At 72.2% G+C, this 21,861-nt stretch carries 24 protein-coding genes and 3 tRNA genes; 13 read left to right on the top strand and 14 right to left on the bottom strand.

Translation table 11 applies throughout. The features are described from left to right. Nucleotides 1–38: 38 nt before the first annotated feature. Nucleotides 39–311, top strand: a complete 273-nt coding sequence (locus tag JNO54_RS11955; protein ID WP_204144095.1) for a DUF3618 domain-containing protein — start codon at nucleotides 39–41, stop codon at nucleotides 309–311. 94 nt (nucleotides 312–405) lie between these two features. Here the strand turns inward: JNO54_RS11955 and JNO54_RS11950 are convergent. Both JNO54_RS11950 and JNO54_RS11945 read right to left on the bottom strand, forming a co-directional pair. After that, nucleotides 406–481, bottom strand: a tRNA-Lys gene (locus JNO54_RS11950). Between the two features lie 67 nt (nucleotides 482–548). Further along, nucleotides 549–1,328 (bottom strand): copper resistance CopC family protein, encoded by a 780-nt coding sequence (locus tag JNO54_RS11945; RefSeq protein WP_204144094.1) that lies wholly within the window; start codon nucleotides 1,326–1,328, stop codon nucleotides 549–551. Between the two features lie 127 nt (nucleotides 1,329–1,455). Between JNO54_RS11945 and JNO54_RS11940 the strand changes: the two genes are divergently transcribed. Beyond that, nucleotides 1,456–1,531: transfer RNA gene (locus JNO54_RS11940), tRNA-His, on the top strand. A 58-nt stretch (nucleotides 1,532–1,589) separates the two neighbouring features. Here JNO54_RS11940 and orn read toward each other — a convergent pair. Continuing rightward, a complete protein-coding gene (gene orn, locus JNO54_RS11935) occupies nucleotides 1,590–2,210 on the bottom strand; it encodes an oligoribonuclease (protein ID WP_204144093.1) in 621 nt (206 codons plus the stop codon). Between the two features lie 70 nt (nucleotides 2,211–2,280). Between orn and JNO54_RS11930 the strand changes: the two genes are divergently transcribed. After that, nucleotides 2,281–3,546 (top strand): PrsW family intramembrane metalloprotease, encoded by a 1,266-nt coding sequence (locus JNO54_RS11930; RefSeq protein WP_204144092.1) that lies wholly within the window; start codon nucleotides 2,281–2,283, stop codon nucleotides 3,544–3,546. Nucleotides 3,547–3,549: 3 nt separating this feature from the next. Here JNO54_RS11930 and JNO54_RS11925 read toward each other — a convergent pair whose 3' ends face one another. Then, nucleotides 3,550–4,233 carry a 4'-phosphopantetheinyl transferase family protein gene (locus tag JNO54_RS11925; RefSeq protein WP_204144091.1) on the bottom strand — a complete coding sequence of 228 codons (684 nt, stop codon included), beginning with the start codon at nucleotides 4,231–4,233 and terminating at the stop codon, nucleotides 3,550–3,552. A 64-nt stretch (nucleotides 4,234–4,297) separates the two neighbouring features. Here JNO54_RS11925 and JNO54_RS11920 point away from each other — a divergent pair. From JNO54_RS11920 to ettA, 5 genes are all read left to right on the top strand, one after another. Continuing rightward, nucleotides 4,298–4,371, top strand: a tRNA-Arg gene (locus tag JNO54_RS11920). 44 nt (nucleotides 4,372–4,415) lie between these two features. Further along, nucleotides 4,416–6,140, top strand: coding sequence for a dynamin family protein (locus tag JNO54_RS11915; RefSeq protein ID WP_204144090.1), 1,725 nt, complete (start codon nucleotides 4,416–4,418; stop codon nucleotides 6,138–6,140). Then, nucleotides 6,137–7,780, top strand: coding sequence for a GTPase (locus JNO54_RS11910; protein ID WP_204144089.1), 1,644 nt, complete (start codon nucleotides 6,137–6,139; stop codon nucleotides 7,778–7,780). The genes JNO54_RS11915 and JNO54_RS11910 overlap by 4 nt, the downstream gene beginning before the upstream one ends. A gap of 137 nt (nucleotides 7,781–7,917) precedes the next feature. Further along, nucleotides 7,918–8,457 carry a single-stranded DNA-binding protein gene (locus JNO54_RS11905; RefSeq protein WP_204144088.1) on the top strand — a complete coding sequence of 180 codons (540 nt, stop codon included), beginning with the start codon at nucleotides 7,918–7,920 and terminating at the stop codon, nucleotides 8,455–8,457. A 53-nt stretch (nucleotides 8,458–8,510) separates the two neighbouring features. Next, nucleotides 8,511–10,193: an energy-dependent translational throttle protein EttA gene (ettA, locus tag JNO54_RS11900; RefSeq protein WP_204144087.1), complete on the top strand. Its 1,683-nt coding sequence runs from the start codon at nucleotides 8,511–8,513 to the stop codon at nucleotides 10,191–10,193. A gap of 73 nt (nucleotides 10,194–10,266) precedes the next feature. Here ettA and JNO54_RS11895 read toward each other — a convergent pair whose 3' ends face one another. From JNO54_RS11895 to JNO54_RS11885, 3 genes are all read right to left on the bottom strand, one after another. Next, a complete protein-coding gene (locus tag JNO54_RS11895; protein ID WP_204144086.1) occupies nucleotides 10,267–11,328 on the bottom strand; it encodes an SGNH/GDSL hydrolase family protein in 1,062 nt (353 codons plus the stop codon). Nucleotides 11,329–11,443: 115 nt separating this feature from the next. Next, nucleotides 11,444–11,938, bottom strand: a complete 495-nt coding sequence (locus tag JNO54_RS11890) for an SRPBCC domain-containing protein (protein WP_204144085.1) — start codon at nucleotides 11,936–11,938, stop codon at nucleotides 11,444–11,446. Beyond that, nucleotides 11,935–12,270 carry an ArsR/SmtB family transcription factor gene (locus JNO54_RS11885; protein ID WP_204144084.1) on the bottom strand — a complete coding sequence of 112 codons (336 nt, stop codon included), beginning with the start codon at nucleotides 12,268–12,270 and terminating at the stop codon, nucleotides 11,935–11,937. The genes JNO54_RS11890 and JNO54_RS11885 overlap by 4 nt, the downstream gene beginning before the upstream one ends. Before the next feature lie 98 nt (nucleotides 12,271–12,368). On the opposite strand from JNO54_RS11885, the gene JNO54_RS11880 reads away from it, so the two are divergent. Then, a complete protein-coding gene (locus JNO54_RS11880) occupies nucleotides 12,369–12,971 on the top strand; it encodes a pentapeptide repeat-containing protein (protein WP_204144083.1) in 603 nt (200 codons plus the stop codon). Here the strand turns inward: JNO54_RS11880 and JNO54_RS11875 are convergent. After that, a complete protein-coding gene (locus JNO54_RS11875; protein ID WP_307818196.1) occupies nucleotides 12,968–13,573 on the bottom strand; it encodes a TetR/AcrR family transcriptional regulator in 606 nt (201 codons plus the stop codon). The two genes, JNO54_RS11880 and JNO54_RS11875, sit on opposite strands and share 4 nt — an antisense overlap. A 91-nt stretch (nucleotides 13,574–13,664) precedes the next feature. On the opposite strand from JNO54_RS11875, the gene JNO54_RS11870 reads away from it, so the two are divergent. The 4 genes from JNO54_RS11870 to moaA all read left to right on the top strand — a co-directional run bounded on the left by JNO54_RS11870 (nucleotide 13,665) and on the right by moaA (nucleotide 16,879). Further along, nucleotides 13,665–14,819 (top strand): acyl-CoA dehydrogenase family protein, encoded by a 1,155-nt coding sequence (locus JNO54_RS11870; RefSeq protein WP_204144082.1) that lies wholly within the window; start codon nucleotides 13,665–13,667, stop codon nucleotides 14,817–14,819. Nucleotides 14,820–14,949: 130 nt separating this feature from the next. Beyond that, a complete protein-coding gene (locus JNO54_RS11865) occupies nucleotides 14,950–15,459 on the top strand; it encodes a MogA/MoaB family molybdenum cofactor biosynthesis protein (RefSeq protein WP_204144081.1) in 510 nt (169 codons plus the stop codon). Further along, complete coding sequence (locus tag JNO54_RS11860) at nucleotides 15,459–15,893, top strand: molybdenum cofactor biosynthesis protein MoaE (RefSeq protein ID WP_204144080.1); 435 nt, start codon at nucleotides 15,459–15,461, stop codon at nucleotides 15,891–15,893. Before JNO54_RS11865 ends, JNO54_RS11860 begins: the two co-directional genes overlap by 1 nt. Further along, nucleotides 15,887–16,879 (top strand): GTP 3',8-cyclase MoaA, encoded by a 993-nt coding sequence (moaA, locus tag JNO54_RS11855; protein WP_233703238.1) that lies wholly within the window; start codon nucleotides 15,887–15,889, stop codon nucleotides 16,877–16,879. Before JNO54_RS11860 ends, moaA begins: the two co-directional genes overlap by 7 nt. A gap of 138 nt (nucleotides 16,880–17,017) precedes the next feature. Here moaA and JNO54_RS11850 read toward each other — a convergent pair whose 3' ends face one another. The 6 genes from JNO54_RS11850 to JNO54_RS11825 are packed head-to-tail and all read right to left on the bottom strand — an operon-like array spanning nucleotide 17,018 to nucleotide 21,839. Further along, nucleotides 17,018–17,806 carry a glycosyltransferase gene (locus JNO54_RS11850; RefSeq protein ID WP_204144079.1) on the bottom strand — a complete coding sequence of 263 codons (789 nt, stop codon included), beginning with the start codon at nucleotides 17,804–17,806 and terminating at the stop codon, nucleotides 17,018–17,020. A 1-nt stretch (nucleotide 17,807) separates the two neighbouring features. Beyond that, nucleotides 17,808–18,050: a MoaD/ThiS family protein gene (locus tag JNO54_RS11845; protein WP_204144078.1), complete on the bottom strand. Its 243-nt coding sequence runs from the start codon at nucleotides 18,048–18,050 to the stop codon at nucleotides 17,808–17,810. Continuing rightward, nucleotides 18,047–18,940: an NTP transferase domain-containing protein gene (locus JNO54_RS11840; RefSeq protein ID WP_204144077.1), complete on the bottom strand. Its 894-nt coding sequence runs from the start codon at nucleotides 18,938–18,940 to the stop codon at nucleotides 18,047–18,049. Before JNO54_RS11840 ends, JNO54_RS11845 begins: the two co-directional genes overlap by 4 nt. Beyond that, entirely contained in the window at nucleotides 18,937–19,443 is a 507-nt protein-coding gene (moaC, locus tag JNO54_RS11835) for a cyclic pyranopterin monophosphate synthase MoaC (protein WP_204144076.1), read from the bottom strand. The genes JNO54_RS11840 and moaC overlap by 4 nt, the downstream gene beginning before the upstream one ends. After that, nucleotides 19,440–20,663 carry a molybdopterin molybdotransferase MoeA gene (locus tag JNO54_RS11830; protein ID WP_204144075.1) on the bottom strand — a complete coding sequence of 408 codons (1,224 nt, stop codon included), beginning with the start codon at nucleotides 20,661–20,663 and terminating at the stop codon, nucleotides 19,440–19,442. The genes moaC and JNO54_RS11830 overlap by 4 nt, the downstream gene beginning before the upstream one ends. Before the next feature lie 21 nt (nucleotides 20,664–20,684). Then, entirely contained in the window at nucleotides 20,685–21,839 is a 1,155-nt protein-coding gene (locus JNO54_RS11825) for a ThiF family adenylyltransferase (RefSeq protein WP_204144074.1), read from the bottom strand. Nucleotides 21,840–21,861: the final 22 nt, after the last annotated feature.

Here is a 21,861-nt window from a genome sequence, read left to right as displayed (position 1 = left end):
ACCCTGGACACCGAACCGAGAAGGACGGACTGACCTCGATGAGCAACGGCACCCCCAGCCAGTCGGCGCTGGAGAACGACATCTCGGCACTGCGCGACCGGCTCGCGCAGACGATCGACGAGCTGACGGTCCGCGCGGCCCCGCAGAACGTCGTGAACCGGCAGAAGGAGCAGGCCAAGGCCTCCTTCTACTCGGCGACCCACACCGACACCGGCGAGGTCCGCACGGACCGGGCGGCGATCGCCGCCGCGGTCGTCATCGGCCTCGTCGCCCTCAAGGTGATCTCGAAGCGGCGCTCCCGCCGCTGGTGACCGATGGTCGCTGAGGTGCGATGGCCGACAGGCCGGAGCCTCGAAGCGCAACGACGAAGGGCCCCGGTCAGGTGACCGGGGCCCTTCGTCGGTGTGGTGCGCCATCAGGGACTCGAACCCCGAACCCGCTGATTAAGAGTCAGCTGCTCTGCCAATTGAGCTAATGGCGCGCGAGGAGAGACATTAGCACCGGGTCCGCCGCGTCACGAAATCGGCTGACCGGTGGCCCTCCCCGGCTCAGCGGAGGTCGCCGTCGACGTCCTCGGGACGGTGGTAGGACTCGAGGTCGACGTCCTCGTCGCCCCGGCGCGCGAGGGCCAGGACGAGGCCGCCGACGAGCCCCAGGACGGCGAGGGCGCCGAGCAGCCACACCCACCAGGGAAGGCCCTCGTCGGTGCTGCCCGCGGTGCTGTCGCCGTCGGTGGTCGTCGGGCTCGAGGTCGTCGTCGAGCTCTCGGGGCTCGTCGTCGAGGTGGTGGCCTCCGACGAGGTCTCGGTCGCCGGCTCCGTGGGAGTGGTCTCGGACGGCGTGGTGGAGGTGGGGCTCGGGCTCTCGGTCCCGGTGCCCCCGGAGGTCGTCGGGCTCGGCGCGACGGTGCCCTCGCCGTCACCCTCGCCACCGCCGGGGGCGTCGTAGGTGAAGTCGAAGGTCCCGGAGACCGGGTGGCCGTCGGCGCTCGTCACGCGGTAGGCGACGGTGTACGTGCCGGCCGGCATCTCGGGGTCCAGCGGCTGGTAGATCGTCGCCCCGTCGACCTCGAGGTCGCCCGTGCTCGCCGTCGTGTCCCCGGACTTCACCGTGACCGAGGCGAACTGCGGGTTGATCTCCTCGTTGAAGGTCAGCGCGACCTCCGGCGGCACGGCCGTCAGCGTCGAGCCCGAGGTGGGGCTGGAGCGGACGAGCGACGCGTGCGCGGAGGCGGGCAGGACGCCCGCGATCGCGAGCACCGCCGCCGCGAGGGCGACGAGGAGCGCGCGCAGCGCAGTCGGACGGGGGGCCAGGCTCACGGTGGTCACCCGACCATCGTGCCCGACCACCCTGAGCGTGTCCCGTACGGGTCGATGACGTGTCGCGGGGTGGGTGGTCAGGACCACCGTCCGGGAGCAGGTAGGATCGTCGCCGTTGTGCGCGTAGCACGGCATGGTGGGTGTAGCTCAGCTGGTAGAGCATCGCGTTGTGGTCGCGAGGGTCGCGGGTTCAAGTCCCGTCACTCACCCCAAGAAGGCGAAGGGGGCCCGGTCAGGTGACCGGGCCCCCTTCGTCGTCCGCCGGCGGGGTCAGCCGGCGTGGCGGGCGGCGATCTCGCGCAGCGTCGGGGTGTCGTGGCCGGGCGGGGGGAGGAAGACGGCCTCGCGGTAGTAGCGCAGCTCGGCGATCGACTCGGTGATGTCGGCGAGGGCCCGGTGACCGCCGTGCTTCTCCGGCGCGGCGAAGTAGGCGCGGGGGTACCAGCGCCGCGAGAGCTCCTTGATCGAGGAGACGTCGATCATCCGGTAGTGGAGGTGGGCGTCGAGCTCGGCCATGTCGCGGGCGAGGAAGCCGCGGTCGGTCGCCACGGTGTTGCCGCCGAGCGCGGCCTTGCCGGCCTCGGGCACGTGCTCGCGGACGTAGGCGAGGACCTGGGCCTCAGCGTCCGTGAGGGTCGTGCCGCCGGCGAGCTCCTCGAGCAGTCCGCTCGTCGTGTGCATCTCGCGGACGAAGTCGCCCATCTGCTCGAGCGCCTCGTCGGAGGGCCGGATGATGACGTCGACGCCGTCGCCGAGGACGTTGAGCTCGTAGTCCGTGACGAGGGCGGCCACCTCGATGAGCGCGTCGCGCTCGAGGGAGAGGCCGGTCATCTCGCAGTCGATCCAGACGATGCGGTCGGTCTGGGCGCGGTCGGGAGTCGCAGAGGTCACCGTTGGACTCTAGCCATGGGCGGTCCGCGGAGAAGGAGCGCGGTCGGTCCGCTCGACTAGCCTCGCGCCCATGAGCTGGCCGCAGCCGCCCCCGCAGGGCGGATCCCCGCACCCGCACGAAGGGTGGGACTCACCACTTCGTGAGGCGTACGGCTACCGGCCGGGCGGGTACGACCCGCCCGTCCAGCAGCTCTACGACCCCCGGTACGTGCCGGCCCAGGCGCAGCCCAACCCGACACCGCGGCCGCAGGTGCGCCGCTGGGTCGTCGGGGGTCTCGTGACGACCGCCTTCGCGGTCATCGCGCTGATCTTCGCGGCCTACTTCTCGCTGAGCTTCGGCGTCATGGCGACCCTGCTCGGTCTCGTCTTCGCGATCATCCCCGTCGGCATCGTCATCCCGATCTTCCTCTGGCTCGACCGGTTCGAGGCGGAGCCGTGGAGCTACCTGCTGCTCGCTTTCCTCTGGGGCGCGCTCGCGGCCACGCTCCCGTCGTTGATCTTCAACACGGCGGCCTCGGTCGTCGTCGCCTCCGCCGACCCGGACGCCGCGGCGATCACCCCCGTGCTCGTCGCCCCGGTGGTGGAGGAGACCTTCAAGGGGCTCTTCCTCCTCGTGATGTTCTTCTTCCGGCGCAAGCACTTCAACGGGCTGGCCGACGGCATCACGTACGCCGGCATCTGCGGGGCCGGCTTCGCCTTCACCGAGAACATCCTCTATCTCGCCCAGGCCTTCACCGACATGGGTCGCGAGGGGCTGGCCGCCACCTTCGTGCTGCGGGGGCTCATGTCGCCCTTCTGCCACCCGATGTTCACGGCGATGATCGGCATCGGGGTCGGCGTGGCCGCCTCGACCCGCAGCGCGGCGGTCAAGGTCGTCGCCCCCTTCGCCGGCTGGTGCGCGGCCGTCCTCCTGCACGGTCTGTGGAACCTCTCGGCGGTCAGCGGACCGGTCGGCTTCCTCATCGGCTACGCGATCGGGTTCCTCGTCCTCGTGACCTTCGTCGTCTTCATCGTGTGGACGCGCAGCCGTGAGGGCCGGATCATCGGTCACTTCCTCCAGCCCTATGTCACGACGGGCTGGCTGGCGCCGGGCGAGGTGACGATGCTCGCCTCGATGCGGCAGCGTCGGGAGGCACGCTCCTGGGCCAAGCTCAACGGGGGAGCGGCAAGCCTGGGATCGATGCGCGCCTTCCAGGACACCGCCTCGGAGCTGGCGCTGCTGCGGGCCCGCATGCACAACCACCGGGTGGACGCCGAGGCGATCGCGCGGGAGCGCGTGCTGCTGGACTCGATGACCGCACGCCGGCGAGAGTTCGCCGGGATGTCGATCCGCTGACGGTCAGCCGCTCACCGGGACGATCTCGATCGGCCCGTCGGCGAGGACCGCGACGGCGGCCCGGTGCTCCACCGAGCCCAGCGGTGCGTCGTGCAGCGCGACGACGTCCGGAGCGGCTTCCGAGGCGCGCCAGGCGACGAGGCGGGGCTCCTCCGCGGGCGGGGAGACGACGACCTCGGTCGGGTCGACGACGAGGCCGTGCCCCGTCGCCTTGAGGATGGCCTCCTTGCGCGACCAGACCTGGGCCCGGGCGCGCAGCAGGTCGGGGCCGTGCAGGTCGTCGAAGGCATCGACCTCGTCCGGTGCCAGGGTCACCCGGGCGAACCCCCCGAAGTCGGCCTCCGAGACGTGCTCGACGTCGACCCCGACCTCGACCCCGTCGGTGACCGCGACGACGGCGAGGCTGTCCGTGTACGACAGCGAGAAGGCGACGCCGCCGTGGTCGCTCACCGTCGGCTTGCCGTGCTGCCTCGAGCCGCAGGTCGGGCAGAGCCGGCGGAAGCGCAGGTCCTGCGGGGGGACGCCGAGGCGTGCGCCGAGGACGGTGCGGACGAGTGCGTGCGCGCCGATGAAGGGGGTGGGCACGCGCTTGCGGTCGGCGCGGGCGAGCTCGGTGTCGTCGAGCAGGGCACGGAAGGAGGGGTCGTCGACGATCACCGCCTCGGCGAGCTCGACCCGGACAACCATGGCCCGCATCATGTCAGGTCGGTCACATTCGTACACTGACCTGCGCGGGTTTGGACACCCGCATGCCCCCGTAGCTCAGCTGGACAGAGCAAGAGCCTTCTAATCTCTAGGTCGCAGGTTCGAGTCCTGCCGGGGGCGCTGAGTAGTCCGGAACTCAGCCATGCCTGAGTTAGGTTTGACACATGCCAGCCTCGTCCGTCGCCGCCGATGTCGGCGCCCCGGATCTCCTCGCCCGCGTCAGCGTCTTGCGCGACGAGGTCGAGCGCGCCGAGCTCCCCCTCGACCTGCCCTCCACCGCGGACGCCCGCGCCAACCGCGACGCCCTGCTCCGGCAGCTCGACGACTACGTCATCCCGCGCCTCGCCTCCATCGACGCGCCGCTGCTCGCGGTCGTGGGCGGCTCGACCGGTGCCGGCAAGTCGACCCTCGTCAACTCGGTGCTGCGCCGTGAGGTGAGCACGACCGGTGTCCTGCGTCCCACGACGACGAGCCCGGTCCTCATCCACCACCCCGAGGACTCCCGGTGGTTCCGGGACAGCCGGGTCCTCCCTTCGCTCGCCCGGGTCACCGGCGCGACCGACGCGGAGCCTCAGCCCGGGACCGTGCGCCTCGTCGCCTCCGACGAGCTGCCCTCGGGCATGGCTCTCCTGGACGCCCCCGACATCGACTCGGTCGTCGCTGCGAACCGTGGCCTGGCCAACCAGCTGCTCCAGGCGGCCGACCTGTGGCTCTTCGTGACGACGGCCGCCCGCTACGCGGACGCCGTCCCGTGGGAGCTCCTGCGGCAGGCCTCCGACCGGGGGACCGCCGTGGCGATCGTGCTCGACCGGGTCGACCGAGACGCCGTCCAGGACGTCCGGGGTCACCTCGTCGACATGCTGCGCGAGCAGGGCCTGGAGACCTCGCCGGTCTTCACCGTCCCCGAGACCGACCTCGACGAGCGCGGCCTCATCCCGGAGGCCGACATCGCCCGCCTGCGCTCCTGGCTCGGTGCGCTCGCCGGCGACCAGCGCGCTCGCGGCATCGTCATCCGGCAGACCCTCAGCGGCGCCCTGCGCTCCCTCGACGAGCGCTCCGCCGAGCTCGTGAGCGCGATGGAGACGCAGCAGCATCAGGTCTTCGACCTCAAGGGTGCCGCCTTCGCCGCCTACGACAAGGCCGAGCAGCAGGTCAAGGACGGCATGAGCGACGGCCAGCTGCTGCGCGGCGAGGTGCTGGCCCGCTGGCAGGAGTTCGTCGGGACGGGCGAGTTCTTCCGCAAGGTCGAGTCCGGCGTCTCCAAGGTCCGCGACCGCATCACCTCCGCGGTCAAGGGCGCACCCCCGCCGTCGAAGCCGCTCGACGAGGCGCTGCACGACGGCGTCGCCGCGCTCGTCCAGGCCGAGGCCGACGCCGCCGCCGCGACCGTCGCCCGGCAGTGGCGCGCCGCCGAGGCGGGCCCGGCGCTCCTCGACGCGCACCCGGCGCTCACCCGCTCCTCGAGCGACCTCCAGGCGACCATCGAGCGGACGGTGCGCGACTGGCAGAGCGACGTCCTGGACATCGTCCGCGCCGAGGGGGGCAACCGGCGCACCAACGCCCGGATCGCCGCCTACGGCGTCAACGGCATCGGTCTCTTCCTCATGCTCGTCTCCTTCGCCCACACCGGCGGCGTGCTCGTCGCCCCCGAGGTGGCCATCGCCGGCGGCACGACCGCCCTCGCCCAGAAGGTCCTCGAGGCGATCTTCGGCGACCAGGCCGTCCGGGAGATGTCGGCGCAGGCCCGCACGCTGCTGCTCGAGCGGGTCCGTGACATCTACGCCGACGAGCGTGAGCGCTACGAGGCCGCCCTCGGCGGCAAGAGCATCAGCGACGGTCAGATCCGCCGACTCACCGAGGCGGCCCAGGCCGTGGGGACCGCCCTATGACACCGATCTTCAAGGGTCAGGCCAAGGTCACGGCGCTCCCGGTCGAGGAGCTGCGTGGCCGGTCGGCTGGCCTGCGTGACGCCGTGGACGAAGGGGGATCCCTCCTCGACCCGGCGGCCTCCGCCCGCGCCCGGGAGACCGTCGACAAGGTCGACGAGCGGACCCGGCTCGTGGGTGGCCACACCGTCGTCGCCCTCGCCGGAGCCACCGGCTCGGGCAAGTCCTCGCTCTTCAACGCCCTCGTCGGGGCCGAGGTGGCCCAGGCGGGCATGCGCCGCCCGACGACCTCGACGCCGACAGCGGGCGTCTGGGGCGACGAGCCGGTCGGAGAGCTGCTCGACTGGCTGGGTGTCGGTGCCCGCCACAGCGTCGCGGGATCTGGCGACCTGGACGGGCTCGTGCTGCTCGACCTGCCCGACTTCGACTCGCGCGAGTCGGCGAACCGCATGGAGGCCCGCCGCATCCTCGAGCTCGTCGACGTCTTCGTCTGGGTCACCGACCCGCAGAAGTACGCCGATGCGGTGCTGCACGACGAGTACGTCGCCGTCCTGCGCGAGTACGGGGCGGTCACCGTCGTCGTCCTCAACCAGGCCGACCGGCTCAAGGGCGACGGCGTCGACCGGGTCCGGGCCGACCTGGCCCGCCTCCTCGAGCGCGACGGGATCCCCGAGGCCAAGGTCGTCGCCACCTCGACGAAGACCGGCGAGGGCATCGACACGCTCCGCGAGCGGCTGCACGTCGCCGTCGCCGCGCAGGACGCGAGCCGGCACCGACTCGGCGCAGACCTCGAGGAGGCGGCCAAGGGGTTGTCCGCCTCCGTCGGGTCGGACGAGGTCGACGTCGAGGCGCTGGGCTCGGGCGAGCTCGTCGACGCGCTGGCCCGGGCAGCCGGGGTGCCGACCGTCGTCAGCGCGGTCGAGCGCGACTTCGTCATGGAGTCGGTGGCTCGCACCGGGTGGCCCTTCACCCGATGGGTCCAGGGCTTCCGCGCGGCGCCCCTCAAGCGGCTGCGGCTCGACAAGGCCGGGGCCGACATCACCGAGGCGGACGTCCGGGCGGTGCTCGGCCGGTCCTCGATCCCGCCACCCACGCCGTCCGCGCGTGCCGCGGTCGACCTCGCCGCGCGGCGGCTGGGTGAGCACGCCGGCAAGGGGCTGCCCACCCGCTGGGCCGACGCGGTCGCCGACGCCGCCGCCCCCTACGACGACCGTCTCGCCGACGAGCTCGACCAGGCCGTCATCCACACCTCGCTGCGCGGCCGCAACCCGGTGTGGTGGGGGCTTCTCGGAGCCCTGCAGGTCCTGCTCGCGCTCGCGGCGGTCGTCGGGCTGGTCTGGCTCGTCGTCATCGGGCTCGCCGGCTGGCTGCAGCTGCCCGCGATCCCGACCCTCGACGTCGGGCCCTTCGCGACGCCCTTCCTCCTGCTCGTCGGGGGCCTGCTCGGCGGGCTGCTCGTCGCCGGGCTCGGCCGGCTCATGGCCAGGACCGGGGCGCGGCGTCGCTCGGCTGCTGTCGACAAGCGCCTGCGCCGGAGCATCGCCGAGGTCGCCGACCGCGTCGTCATCCAGCCGGTGCGCGAGGTGCTCGCCCGCCACTCCCGGACCCGCGAGGGCATCGCCCGGGCCCGCGGAGGCCGCTGAACCCCTTCGTCCACACCCTCGACCCGCCACGGGCCGCCGTCCACAGCCGGACGGCGGCCCGTCGCACGCCGTCCCGTGCGTCGACACCGTGGGGGAGCCGGACCAGCTCGGTCCGGGACCACGAGAAGGGACAGGACATGTACGAGACACACGTGACGGTCACAGGCCGGCTCGTCGCCGACCCAGAGACCCGGACGACCGGGCAGGGCGAGGTCTTCACGACCTTCCGCCTCGCGACGAGCGAGCGGCGGCGCAACCGCGACGGCGTCTTCGAGGACGGGCCGACGTCCTTCTACAACGTCGCCTGCTATCGGGCGCTCGGCGTCAACACCCGGGCCTGCCTCAGCAAGGGCGAGCCAGTGGTCGTCGTCGGCCGGCAGCGGGTGCGGCAGTACCAGCGCTCCGACGAGAGCTACGGCACCTCGGTGGAGATCAACGCCCAGCACGTCGGGCACGACCTGCTGCTCGGGCAGAGCGCCTTCGTCCGGCCGGGGCGGGGGTCGGAGGGCGACGCCACCGCCGACGAGGCGGCTCGTCAGGCCTACGAGGACAGCTTCGCGCCGGAGGACGACGCCGGCGTCGGACCGCTCGTCGACAAGGTCACGGGGGAGGTCCAGGACGCCCGGGGCCAGCGGGAGGGCGCATCGGCCGAGCCCGACCTCGCGCCGGCCTTCTGAGGCCGGTGGCGGACGGATTCGGGCCTGGGGACCGGGGTCGATAGCCTGCCCCCATGCCCGAGTTCATCTACACCATGACCCGTGCCCGCAAGGCGCACAACGAGAAGGTCATCCTCGACGACGTCACGATGTCGTTCTACCCCGGCGCGAAGATCGGCATGGTCGGCCCGAACGGCGCCGGCAAGTCGACGATCCTCAAGATCATGGCGGGGCTCGACCAGCCGAGCAACGGCGAGGCGCAGCTCGCGAAGGGCGCCTCTGTGGGCATCCTCCTGCAGGAGCCGCCGCTCAACGAGGAGAAGACCGTCCTCGGCAACGTCGAGGAGGGCCTCGGCGAGATCAAGGCCAAGCTCGACCGGTACAACGCCATCTCCGAGGAGATGACCGAGCCGGACGCCGACTTCGACTCCCTCATGGAGGAGATGGGCAAGCTTCAGGAGGACATCGACCACGCCGACGCCTGGGACCTCGACTCTCAGCTCGAGCAGGCGATGGACGCCCTGCGCTGCCCGCCGCCGGACGCCGACGTCACCGTCCTCTCCGGTGGTGAGCGCCGCCGCGTCGCGCTGTGCAAGCTGCTCCTGCAGAAGCCCGACCTCCTGCTCCTCGACGAGCCCACCAACCACCTCGACGCCGAGTCGGTCCTCTGGCTCGAGCAGCACCTCGCGGCCTACCCGGGCGCCGTCGTCGCCGTGACGCACGACCGGTACTTCATGGACAACGTCGCGCAGTGGATCGCCGAGGTCGACCGCGGTCGGCTCTATCCCTACGAGGGCAACTACTCGACCTACCTTGAGAAGAAGCAGGAGCGACTCCAGGTCCAGGGCAAGAAGGACGCGAAGCTCGCCAAGCGTCTCGCCTCGGAGCTCGAGTGGGTCCGCTCCAACGCCAAGGCCCGCCAGACCAAGAGCAAGGCCCGCCTCCAGCGCTACGAGGAGATGGCGGCCGAGGCGGACCGCACCCGCAAGCTCGACTTCGAGGAGATCCAGATCCCGCCGGGCCCGCGCCTCGGGAGCAAGGTCATCGAGGTCCGCGACCTGAAGAAGGGCTTCGGCGACCGCGTCCTCATCGACGGGCTCTCCTTCACGCTGCCGCGCAACGGCATCGTCGGTGTCATCGGCCCCAACGGTGTCGGCAAGACGACGCTCTTCAAGACGATCGTCGGCCTCGAGGAACCGGACGCGGGCACCGTGGACATCGGCGACACCGTGAAGATCAGCTACGTCGACCAGAGCCGCGGGGGTCTCGACCCCGAGAAGAGCCTGTGGGAGGTCGTCTCCGACGGCCTGGACCACATCCAGGTCGGCCAGGTCGAGATCCCGAGCCGCGCCTACGTCAGCCAGTTCGGCTTCAAGGGCCCGGACCAGCAGAAGAAGGCCGGCGTCCTCTCCGGCGGTGAGCGCAACCGCCTCAACCTTGCGCTCACCCTCAAGCAGGGCGGCAACCTGCTGCTGCTCGACGAGCCGACCAACGATCTCGACGTCGAGACCCTCGGGTCCCTGGAGAACGCGCTGCTCGAGTTCCCCGGCTGCGCCGTGGTCATCTCCCACGACCGGTGGTTCCTCGACCGCGTCGCGACGCACATCCTCGCCTACGAGGGCACCGAGGAGAACCCGGCTGCCTGGTACTGGTTCGAGGGCAACTTCGACGCGTACGAGAAGAACAAGGTCGAGCGTCTCGGCGAGGAGGCGGCCCGCCCGCACCGCGTCACCTACCGCCGTCTCACCCGCGACTGACACGAGCCTCGAGACGACGACCGAAGGGCGACCCACCACCTGGCGGGTCGCCCTTCGTCGTGCCGTGGCGGGGTCAGCCGACCCGCGCCTCGGCCGCCTGACGCTCCGACCACACCCGGTCGGCCGCGTCGATGCTGGCCCGGGAGCTCAGGTCCACACCGGCCCGCTCGGCCGCGCGCCGGACCCGTTCGCTGCCGAGGTCGGGGAGGTGGAAGACCTTGGGCTCGATGGTGCGGTCCTGCGCGGAGTAGCGCCGCTGCAGTGCAGTCTGCCGAGGCTCGGAGGCGTCGGCGGTCTGGAGCGTCGTCGTCGTGACCGTGGTCGTGGCGCCCAGGACCGGGGTCGAGACGATCGGCGTGTAGCCGTCCCGGTGGCCGAGGGTGTTGGGGTGGTAGCTCTCGCTGATGGGGGAGGAGAGACCGTTGATCCACTCGGGGCTGTCGCAGACCGCGTGGCCGGTGAAGCGCGAGGTCGGGTTGACGAAGGTGAACCCGGCATTCGTCGCAGCAGTCCGGAGCCTGCTGTTGAGTAGGTCCGCGGTCGCGTTGAGTCGGGTCTGCTCGGCCGGGGAGAACCAGGTGAAGAGATTGCAGTCCTCGCCCATGAAGATCCTCGGGTAGCCGACGACCGCGACCTTGGCGTTCGGTGCCTTGGCGCGGATCGAGGAGTAGAGGGTGGACAGGCGCCCCGGGAGCATGCCGTTGATGTAGGCGGTCGCCGTGTCGATGTCACCGTTGCAGTCGCTGGCCCAGCCGGGCATGGCGCACTCGGTGAGGACGTCCGCGAAGCCGGCGTCGTTCCCGCCGACGGAGATCGTCACGCGGGCCACGCCGGCGTCGAGCGCGGAGAGCTGGGTGTTCGTGACGTCGGCGACGGTCGCGCCGGAGCAGGCCCGGAGGTTGAGGTCGAGCCCGCCCGCGGCGGCGACGAGGGAGGGGTAGGCGCGCACCGAGCGCTGGCAGGAGGTGCCGTCCGCGAGGTACTCGCGGGTGCCGGTCCCGGAGGAGTAGGAGTCGCCGAGGGCGACGTACCGCGGGGCGGCGGCGGAGGCGGCAGACGCCCCGAACACCACCGAGGCGACGAGCGTGACGACGGGGACGGTGCCGGCTGCGACGAGGTGGCGGGATCGGGGCATCGGGGCTCTCCTTCGAGCGACCAGGGGATGGGTCGCTCGGAATCTAGAGCCGCGGGTAGCCGTCCTGACCGTCCGCTGGACAAGTCCTGACCGAATCCGGACGGACGGTGAAGAGTCAGGCGGCGAGGCGCTGCGCGATCTGCTCGATCCCGTCGTACGACTGCTGGACCCCGTGCTCCATGCCGGAGTCGACGTGCCCGTCGCGGGCCTCCTTCGAGGGGTAGGTGAGCCGCTCGGTGAGGAGGGTGCCGCCGTCGACCTCCTCGAGGGTCAGCTCGCAGCGGTGCTCCGACCCGGGGACGTTCTCGTAGGTCTCGGTGGAGACGAGCCGCTCAGGGGCCTCGACGTCGAGGTACTCCCCGGAGAACGGGTGCTCCATCTGGTCGTCGCGGCCGACGTAGCGGTAGCGGCCGCCCGGTCGGACGTCGGAGGTGACCTCGGTCATCTCCATCATGTCGCAGCCGAACCACTCGCGGACGTGCTCGGCCTCGGTGTACGCGCGCCAGACGAGCTCGCGCGGTGCCGAGAAGTGACGGGTGATGACCATCTCGGTGTCGGTGGGGAAGGTGATCTGCGCCCTCTTCGGTGAGGTGCTCTGCGTCGTGCTCATGTCGTGCTCTCCTTGCGCTGGATGCGGGTGAGGTGGTCGTCGAGCCGGTCGAGACGCTTCTCCAGGAGCTCTCTGGGATCGCCCAGCCAGTCGGCAGCGAGGGTGAGCGCGGCCGGGGAGAGCCGGCAGGGTCGCGTCTGGCCGACGCGGCTGCGGGTCACCAGCCCGGCACGCTCGAGCACCGCGAGGTGCTTGGAGACCGCCGGCAGGGACATCGCGAAGGGTTCGGCGAGCTCGTTCACCGTCGCCTCGCCACCCCGGAGGCGGGCGACGATCGCCCGCCGGGCCGGGTGGGCCAGGGCCGCGAAGATGAGGCTGAGCTCGTCGTCCACCGTTTGTCCTTCACCGATCGGTTAATTAACCAACATGGAAACTATTGCGCGTGTCCGGACCCTCGTCAACCCTTCGGCGCCGGCCGTAGCGTGAGGGCATGAGCGCCCTGACCGACGAGATCGCCGGCCGTCGAGAGATCGCCGACGAGACCTTCGCCGGGGACCTCGCCGAGGGGGAGCGGTGCGAAGGGGTGACCTTTGTCGGGTGCACCCTCACCGGCTCCTTCGCCCGGGCGACGCTCGCCGCGTGCCGCTTCGAGCAGTGCACCTTCGTGGGGGCGGATCTGTCCGGGGCTCGGCTGCCGGACACGGTCCTCGACGGCTGCGCGTTCGCCGGCGTCCGGGCGCTCGGGACGGCGTGGGGATCCCTCGCCAGGCCGACGATCCCGCCGGACTCGAGCACCTGGACCGACTGCCGGCTCGACCTCGGGGCATTCGGGGGCGCCGACCTCACCGCGGCCCGGCTCGAGCGCTGCACCCTCGTCGACGCCGACCTCGACGGGACGATCCTGCGCGGCGCCGTGCTCGATGAGTGCGACCTGCGTGGCGCGCGCATCATCCGGGCCGACCTGCGCGCGACGGACCTGCGCAGCAGCCACGGCTATGTCATCGACCCGCGGGACAACGAGGTGACCGGGCTCAAGGTCGACCTCGTGGGGGCGTCGGGGCTGCTCGCCCCCTTCGGCATCGACCTCGACTAGCTGCCGGCGCCGACGAGCCGCAGGGCGAAGCCGGCGTAGGTGCGCCCGATCTCCTCCGGGCTCTGGCGGACTCCGGGGTGGTACCACCGGGCGACGTCGACGGCCATCGAGGTGACGGCCAGCGCCGTGGCGCGCGGGTCGAAGACCGAGAAGTCGTCGCTCGTCACGCCGGCCTCGATGACCTGGGTGACGATCCCGTCGATCTCACGACGCAGGCCGAGGACCTCGTTGCGGTGCTCCTCGGTGAGGTGGCGGAACTCATACTGGACGATGCGCGCGACCTGGTGCTGCTCGGCGTGCCACCGGGCGAAGGTGCCGACGACGTCGCTCAGCGCCTCCTTCGGGCCGCCGGCCTCGGCGGCCGCGGCGGCCAGAGCGTCGCGCGCGACCTCGTGACCCTCGCGGCACAGCTGGTAGAGGAGGTCCTCCTTGCTCGCGAAGTGGACGTACACGCCGGCGGGGGACAGCCCGGCCCGCGAGGCGATGTCCCGGGTGGTCGTCGCGTGGAAGCCCTTGGCCGCGAAGGCATCCGCGGCGGCCTCGAAGAGGCGCATCACGGCAGGGCTCTCCGACATCGGGGTCGCGAGGGTGCGGGTCGTCACGTTGCCCAGGATGCCCCCTTCGTCCTAGGCTAAGCAAGCGCTTAGCCACTGTCGGCGAGCCGACACCGTTGTGACGAAAGGTCTGGCCCCCATGCCCCGCAACATCTACGACGAGGACCACGAGGCCTTCCGCGCCTCCGTCAAGGAGTTCGTCGACCGCAACCTCACGCCCCGCGCCGAGGAGATGATCCGCGAGCACACCATCCCGCGGGACCTGTGGCTCGAGGCCGGCAAGCAGGGCTTCTTCGGCCTGACCATCCCCGAGGAGTTCGGCGGCGCGGGCATCGAGGACTACCGCTTCAACGCGGTCCTCGCCGAGGAGCTCTCGAAGTTCACCGCGGCTGTCGCGTCCTGCTTCGGGATCCACTCCGACATCACCGCGCCGTACATCGTCGCGCTCGGCACGGAGGAGCAGAAGCAGCGCTGGCTCCCCGGCGTCGTCGCCGGCGAGAAGATCCTCTCCATCGGCATGACCGAGCCCAACGGTGGCTCCGACCTCGCCGCGCTCAAGACGACCGCGGTCACGGCCGACGACGGCTCCGGCGACTGGATCCTCAACGGCTCCAAGACCTTCATCACCAACGGTCACCAGTGCGACCTCGCCGTCGTCGCGGCCCGCACCGACCCGACGAAGGGCGCCAAGGGCATCTCCCTCTTCGTCCTCGAGAAGGAGGACGAGGGCTTCACCAAGGGCCAGCCGCTCGACAAGGTCGGCCAGCCCGAGTCGGACACCTCCGAGCTCTTCTTCGACAACGTGCGCCTGCCCGCCGACCGGCTGCTCGGCCCCGAGGGCATGGGCTTCATCTCGATGATGCAGAAGCTCCCGCAGGAGCGTCTCGGCAACGCGATCGCCAACATCGCCAACGCGCGCCAGATCCTTGAGGAGACGATCGAGTACACGAAGGAGCGCAAGGCCTTCGGTCAGCCGATCGGCACCTTCCAGCACAACAAGTTCAAGCTCGCCGAGATGGTGACCAAGGTCGAGGTCACCGAGGCCTACGTCGACGACTGCGTCGCCGCGCACGCCGAGGGCAAGCTCACCGCCGTCGACGCCGCCAAGGCGAAGTGGTGGGCCGCCGAGGTCCAGTGCGCCGTCCTCGACGAGTGCGTCCAGCTCCACGGTGGCTACGGCTTCATGAACGAGTACCGCGTGGCCCGCGCCTGGCGCGACGCCCGCGTCCACAAGATCTGGGCCGGCACGAACGAGATCATGAAGGAGCTCATCGGCCGCGACCTCGGTCTCTGAGGAAGACGCAGGTGAGGTTGGGGGCGAGGTACGAGGTCACCCGGTCGAGGTGATACGCGCCGATGATGTCGGCGGGTATCACCTCGACCCGTGTCTGGGGATGGCGCGGATCACGGGTACGGTGAGCGGGATGACTCAGCCTGCGACCTCCAGCGTCCCCGCAGTCGTCGTCACGGTCTCCGACCGCAGCGCGACGGGGGAGCGAGCCGACCTCTCCGGTCCGGCGGCCGCCGAGATCCTCGGGGCGAAGGGGTACGACGCGCAGGTCGTCGTCGTGCCCGACGGGGCGACCCCGGTCGAGGCGGCGCTGCGCGCCGCGCTCGCCGACGGCGCCCGCCTCGTCGTCACCTCGGGTGGTACCGGTGTGGGCCCTCGCGACGAGACGCCGGAGGGCACGCGCACGGTGATCGACCTCGAGGTCCCCGGCATCGCCGAGCTGCTCCGCGCGACCGGCGCGCAGGCCTCGCCGCACGCCGTGCTGACCCGCGGGATCGTCGGCGTCGTCCGGCCGACGGAGGCCATCCCGGGCGCGCTCGTCGTCAACCTCCCCGGCAGCCCGAAGGCCGTCGCCGAGGGCCTCGACGTCGTCCTGCCCCTCGTACCGCACCTTCTCGACCAGCTCGCCGGAGGCGACCACTGATGGGCTTCCGCGCCGAGGTCACCGAGACCCCCATCGATCTGCCCGGCCTCATGGCCGAGGTCTCCGACGCGACGGACGGCGCGGTGACGAGCTTCGTCGGCCAGGTCCGCGACCACGATCCCGAGGCGAGCGGCGAGGTCGTCTCGCTCGACTACAGCGCCCACCCCGACGCGCAGCAGATCATCGAGCGCGTCGTCGCGGAGGCGCTCGCGCAGAGCGACCCGGACGGCGTCGTCGACGTCGTCGCCGTCCACCGCATCGGCCACCTCGAGGTCGGCGACCTCGCCCTCGTCGTCGTCGCGGTGAGCACCCACCGGGCCCCCACCTTCGAGGTCTGCCGCGCGGTCGTCGAGGCGGTCAAGCACGGCGTGCCGATCTGGAAGAAGCAGCACGAGGCCGACGGCAGCCACACCTGGAGCGGACTGACATGCTGACCGACAGCTACGGGCGCGTCCACCGGGACCTGCGGGTCTCGCTCACCGACCGCTGCAACCTGCGCTGCACCTACTGCATGCCCGCCGAGGGCGTGCCGTGGACCCCGACCCCCGAGCTGCTGACGACCGACGAGCTGCTCCGCATCGTCGACACCGCGGTGAGCGCCGGCATCACCGAGGTCAGGCTCACGGGCGGTGAGCCGCTGCTGCGGCCCGACATCGTCGACGTCGTGCGTGGCATCGCCTCGATGACGAGCAACGACGGCGAGCCCGTCGAGGTCTCGATGACGACCAACGCGCTGCGCCTGCCCCGCCTCGCCGAGCCTCTCAAGGAGGCCGGCCTGGCCCGGGTCAACATCAGCCTCGACACCCTGCGCCCCGACCGCTTCCAGCAGATGGCGCGTCGCGACCGCTTCGACGACACGATGACGGGCATCGCCGCGGCCGACGCCGCCGGCTTCCACCCGCTCAAGCTCAACACCGTGCTGCTCCGCGGGGTCAACGACGACGAGGCCGCCGACCTGCTCCGCTGGTCGGTCGAGCGCGGCTACGAGCTGCGCTTCATCGAGCAGATGCCGCTCGACGGCGGCCACATCTGGCAGCGCAGCGAGATGATCACCGGTGCCGAGATCCTCGCGATGCTCCGCGAGGAGTTCGAGCTCACCGAGATGCCGGGGCGCGGCGCCGCGCCGGCCGAGCGTTTCCTCGTCGACGGGGGCCCGTCGACCGTCGGGGTCATCGCATCGGTGACGATGCCCTTCTGCGGCGCGTGCGACCGGCTGCGGCTCACGGCCGACGGTCAGCTGCGCTCGTGCCTCTTCGCCCGCGGAGAGACCGACCTGCGCACGCCCCTGCGCGACGGCTCGTCGGAGGAGGAGATCACCGCGCTCATCCACGCGTGCCTCGCGAGCAAGCTGCCCGGGCACGGGATCAACGAGCCTGGCTTCCTCCAGCCGCCGCGCCCGATGAGCGCGATCGGCGGCTGATCAGCGCGAGCGACGGACCGCGCCCCTCAGCCGGTCCCGCAGTGCCTCGGCCCGGTCGGCGAGCTGGTGCCGGAGTCCTGAGGCCAGGTCCGGGTGCCCCGGGCGGTGACGATCGCGGCCTCGACCCACTTGAGGAGCTCACCAGGGTGCCGGGCCCAGAGCCCGACGAGCCGGCACAGGTGCTGCGCCCGTGCTCGATGCAGGCGGGTGCCGCGCACGGACTCGTCGTACCCCAGCACCATGCCGAAGCGTTCCGCGACCACCCGGGGGTGCACCCTCGTGCCGTTTGACGATGTTCGAGACGTTCGCGCCGTGCACGACCTGCGTCCACATGACCGGCGCGCTGACCTGCCGCAGCGGCCCGTGCCCGCGCGCGCGGGCGTGCTTGGCGACGTAGACCGTCTCGGGCAGGCGCGCAGGGTCGCGTCGCTCGATGAGGGAGAGGAAGGGGCTGGAGACGATGTTCGACCGGTACACGGCGCCGGACCGGTCGATCTGGATCCCGCGAGGGAAGTTCACGAAGAGCCGGTCCTGACCGTCGACCTGCGCCTGCACCGCCGCCATGAGGTCGACCGCCATCGCGTCGTCGCTGTCGATCCGCGTCGTCACCAGGTGCGGGGCGCTCGTCCGGTCTGCGACCGCCTCGGCGAAGCTGTCGCGGCGGAACGGCTCGTGCGACCACAGCGGCGTGAAGCCCTCGCGGGCGAGCTCCTCGATGTCGGCGCGGAAGTCGTCCGGGCAGCGGTCGTCGAGCAGGACGAGCCACTCGAAGGGTTGCGCCCCCCGCTGAGCGACGACGGACGGGAGGCAGGCGTCGACGAAGAACCCCGAGCGGTAGCGCAGCCAGTGCTCACCGGCGGGCGGGGCCCCCGGTGCCATGACCGCGCTGAACCGGGTCAGCAGGAGATGGTCGAAGGCGGGCGCCACCTCACCCCCCGGCGAAGGGGGGCAGCACGTCGACGACGGAGCCCGGACCGACCTCGGGGTCGGCCCCCTCGGCGTTGCGGCCGTCGACGAGCACCGAGCAGCGCGGCAGCACCTGGGTCACGCTGGGACCGTGCCGCTCCTGGGCGGCGCTCAGCACCCCGGACAGCGGGCCGGGCTCGTAGCGCTCCTCCTCGACGCCGCTCGCCTCGGCGGCGCCGCCGAACCAGCGCAGGACGACACTCATGACTGCTCCTCGGGTCGGGGTGCACGGTCGAGGCTACGCTCGATCGCGCGCTGCAGGGAGGCCCGGTCCGGCTGCTCGCCCTGGGCGAGCGCGGCCCCGACAGCCATCCCCATGATGTACGAGCCGACGGGGGCCATCGGCCGGTCGTAGGTGTGCGCGATGACCTTCGTCAGCGTGTGGATCCGCGCGATGTCGACCGCGGTCGGGTCGACGTCCACCGCGGCGGCGGCCATCTCGACCCATGCCCGCCAGCGGGCGACCGTCATGGCGTCGTCGCGCATCTTCGGCTCACGCGGGGCGCTCGCGTCGTGCGGCCCGCGGGCCTGCCACGCCTCGTAGTCGCGCGGGGTGTCGATGTCGGCGACGGTGTCGGGATCGACGGCGAGCGTCTGGAGGCGAAGGGGGGAGAGCAGCGCCTTCATCGAGCGGTCCCGGACGGTGCCGAGGGCCGCGACCGCGTCCCGCAGGGCAGCCGTGCGGTGGATACCGAAGAGCCACTGCGGGTGGTCGGCGTGGCCGGAGAGGCAGATCCCGTCGGTGTCGGTGGGGTCGACGGCCGCGGCCTCGAGGAGCGCGCGGATGCCGGCCGCCGTGTCGACGAGGTCGCCCGCGAGCAGGAGCGTCCACGGCGCCGGGTCGGTGACCGCGGCCAGGCCCGAGGCGGTGCCGGCCGCCGGACCGCCTGAGGGCGGGTCCTCGAGCGTGACGACGACATCGTCGGGCACCTCGATGCCCTGACCGACGAGCACCCGCGTGCGGGCGTCCTGCGTGGCGGCGAGGGTGCGGTCGAGGAGTCGCTCGCCGCCGAGGGTGAGGTCGGTCTTCACGGCTCCGCCGAGCCGGCTGCCCGAGCCGCCGGCGACGACGACGAGGTCGTAGACGAGGCTCACGCGGCACCCCCTTCGTCCTCGGCCACCCAGGTGCCGGAGCGGCCACCCTCCTTGCGCAGCAGACGGACCCGCTCGATGCGGGCGGTGCGGTCGATGCCCTTGACCATGTCGATGACGGCCAGGGCCGCGACCGAGACGCTCGTGAGCGCCTCCATCTCGACGCCGGTGCGGTCGGCGGTCCGGGCGGTCGCGACGATGTCGACACCCTCGTCGGTGATCGTCAGGTCGACGGTGCACCCGTGCACCCCGATGACGTGCGCGAGCGGGAGCAGCTCGGGGGTCTTCTTCGCGGCCTGGATGCCGGCGACGCGGGCGACGGCGAGGACGTCTCCCTTCGGCACCGAGCCGTCGCGCAGCAGCGCGACGACCTCGGGCGAGCAGCGCACCGAGCCGGCGGCGGTCGCGGCGCGGACCGTCGGCTGCTTCTCGGTGACGTCGACCATCCGGGCGTGCCCGGAGCCGTCGAGGTGGGTGAAGGGCGGGGCGGACGATGCGTCGCTCACGCGAACCTCCTGATCGTCAGGACGTCGCCGGCGCTGACCGCCTCGACGTCGTCGGGCACCTCCGCGAGCGCGTCCGCGCGGGCGAGCGAGGTGACCATGTGCGAGGCGGAGCCTCGGCGGTGGTTGGGGGTGGCGAGCAGGCGGCCGCTCGCGTCGGTCGAGAGGGTCACCGGGACGAGCTGGCGGCGACCGGGCGGAGAACCCCACCCGGAGGCGGCGACGGCGTGGTCGAGCCCCGGCCGCTCCCGGCCGAGCAGGGTGTCGAGGAGCGGCCGCACGAAGAGCTCGAAGGAGATCGCCGCGCTCACCGGGTTGCCGGGCAGCGAGATGACGGGCGTGCCCTGCCAGCGGGCCCAGCCCTGCGGCTTGCCGGGCTGGATCCGCACGTGGCGGTACTCGGCGCCCGCGCGCTCGGTGAGCACGTCGCGCGCGACGTCGTGGGCGCCGACGCTCGCGCCCCCGGTGAGCACGATGACGTCCACGCGAGAGGCGAGGTCGTCGAGCGCGGCGGCGAAGGCGTCGGCGTCGTCGGGCACCGCGGCTCCGACGAGGACGGCTGCCCCGAGGCGGTGGGCCGCATGGCGCAGGTGGGTGCCGTTGGACTCGTAGATCTGTCCTCGCCCGAGTGGCTGCCCCGGTGCGACGAGCTCGTCCCCGGTGGCGGCGATCCCGATCACGGGGCGTCGCCGGACGACGACCTCGCCCCGGCCGGCCCCGGCGACGGCGGAGAGCACCCCGGGGGTGAGCGTCGTCCCGGCCGTCGCGACGACGTCCTCTGCCGCGACGTCCTCGCCGGCGCGACGGACGTGCGCCCCCCGACCACGCGCGGGGGCCTCGTGGACCGTCACGACGTCCACCCCTTCGTCCGTCTGCTCGATCGGGACGACCGAGTCCGCCGACCCGGGGACCGGGGCACCCGTCATGATCCGGACGCACTCCCCGGCGCCGAAGGCAGGGTCCTCGCCGGACCCGGCGGCCACCTCGCCGACGACCCGTAGCCGCGTGGGCAGCTCGGCGAGGTCGTCCCAGCTCACGGCGTAGCCGTCCATCGCCGAGTTGGCGAAGGCAGGCACCGGGCCGCTCGCGGTGACGTCCTCGGCGAGCACGCGGTCGGCGGCCTCGGCGAGGGGGACGCTCTCGGCGGGCGTCGGGGAGGTGACGAGGGCACCGACCTCGTCGCGGTACTCCTCGAGGGTCAGCAGCTCACGGGGGGCGGGCACAGTCTCTCCAGTCCTCGCAGGTCAGTACGGCGTCATCGTCGGGTCGACGTCGTGCGCCCAGGCGATCATGCCGCCGGTGAGCACGCGCACGTCGTCGTAGCCGTGCGCCGTGAGCGTGCTCGCGGCGAGGCTCGCCCGGGGCCCGGCCTTGCACACGACGACGACCTCGCGGTCGTAGGGGATGCCGAGGGCCGCCACGTCACCGTCGGTGATCCGGACGAGCGGGACGTGCGTCGCGCCCTCGATGACGCCGAAGTCGAGCTCGGCACTCTCCCGCACGTCCAGGACGAAGGGGGTCCGCCCCCCCTCGAGCGCGTCGGCGAGGTCTCGTGGGCTCACCTCGGCCTGGACGGCGGTGGGTGTCGGGTCCGGCAGGGCACGGGCGGCGCGGGCCTCGGGGGAGTAGCGCGCGCTGGGTGCGAGCGGGATCTCGCGCTGCGTGGTGAGCAGCGAGTCGATGTACAGGACGCGCCCGAGGAGCGGCCGCCCGGTGCCGGTGACGAGCTTGATCGCCTCGCTGGCCATCATCGAGCCGACCTGCCCGACGAGGGCGCCCAGCACCCCGGCGTCGCCGCACGCCGGGACGGAGCCGGGCGGGGGCGGCTCGGGGAAGAGGTCGCGCAGCCCCACGCCGGTGCCGTCGGGCGCACCGGTCCAGAAGGTCGTGAGATGGGCGGCCGTCCGGTAGACGGCCGCCCACACGAGCGGCAGACCGAGCTCGGCGCAGGCCTCGTCGACGGCATAGCGGGTCTCGAAGTTGTCGCTGCCGTCGAGCACGAGGTCGTGGCCGCGCAGCAGGTCGATCGCGTTGTCCGAGGTGATCCGGACCTGGCGTCCGCGGACGGTGACGTCGGGGTTGAGCCCTCGTACCCGGTCGACGGCGCTCTCGACCTTGGAGAGCCCGACCGACATCGCGTCGTGGATCACCTGACGCTGGAGGTTCGTCGCGTCGACGGAGTCGTCGTCGATGACGGTGATCGAGCCGACCCCGGCCGCCGCGAGGTAGAGCAGCGACGGGGAGCCGAGCCCACCGGCGCCGACGACCGCGACCCGGGCGTTGAGGAGGCGGCGCTGGCCCTCCGGGCCGACCGCCGGCAGGAGCAGGTGGCGCGCGTACCGCGTCACCTGCTCGGTGCTGAGCGGCGGACCGGGAGCGACGAGGGCGGGCAGGGACATGGAGACGACGGTACGGCGTCAC

The sequence above is a fragment of the Janibacter endophyticus genome, from assembly GCF_016888335.1.
GTDB lineage: Bacteria > Actinomycetota > Actinomycetes > Actinomycetales > Dermatophilaceae > Marihabitans > Marihabitans endophyticum.
Note: the sequence above shows the minus strand (reverse complement) of the source record. Positions and strands in the feature narration are given on the sequence as shown.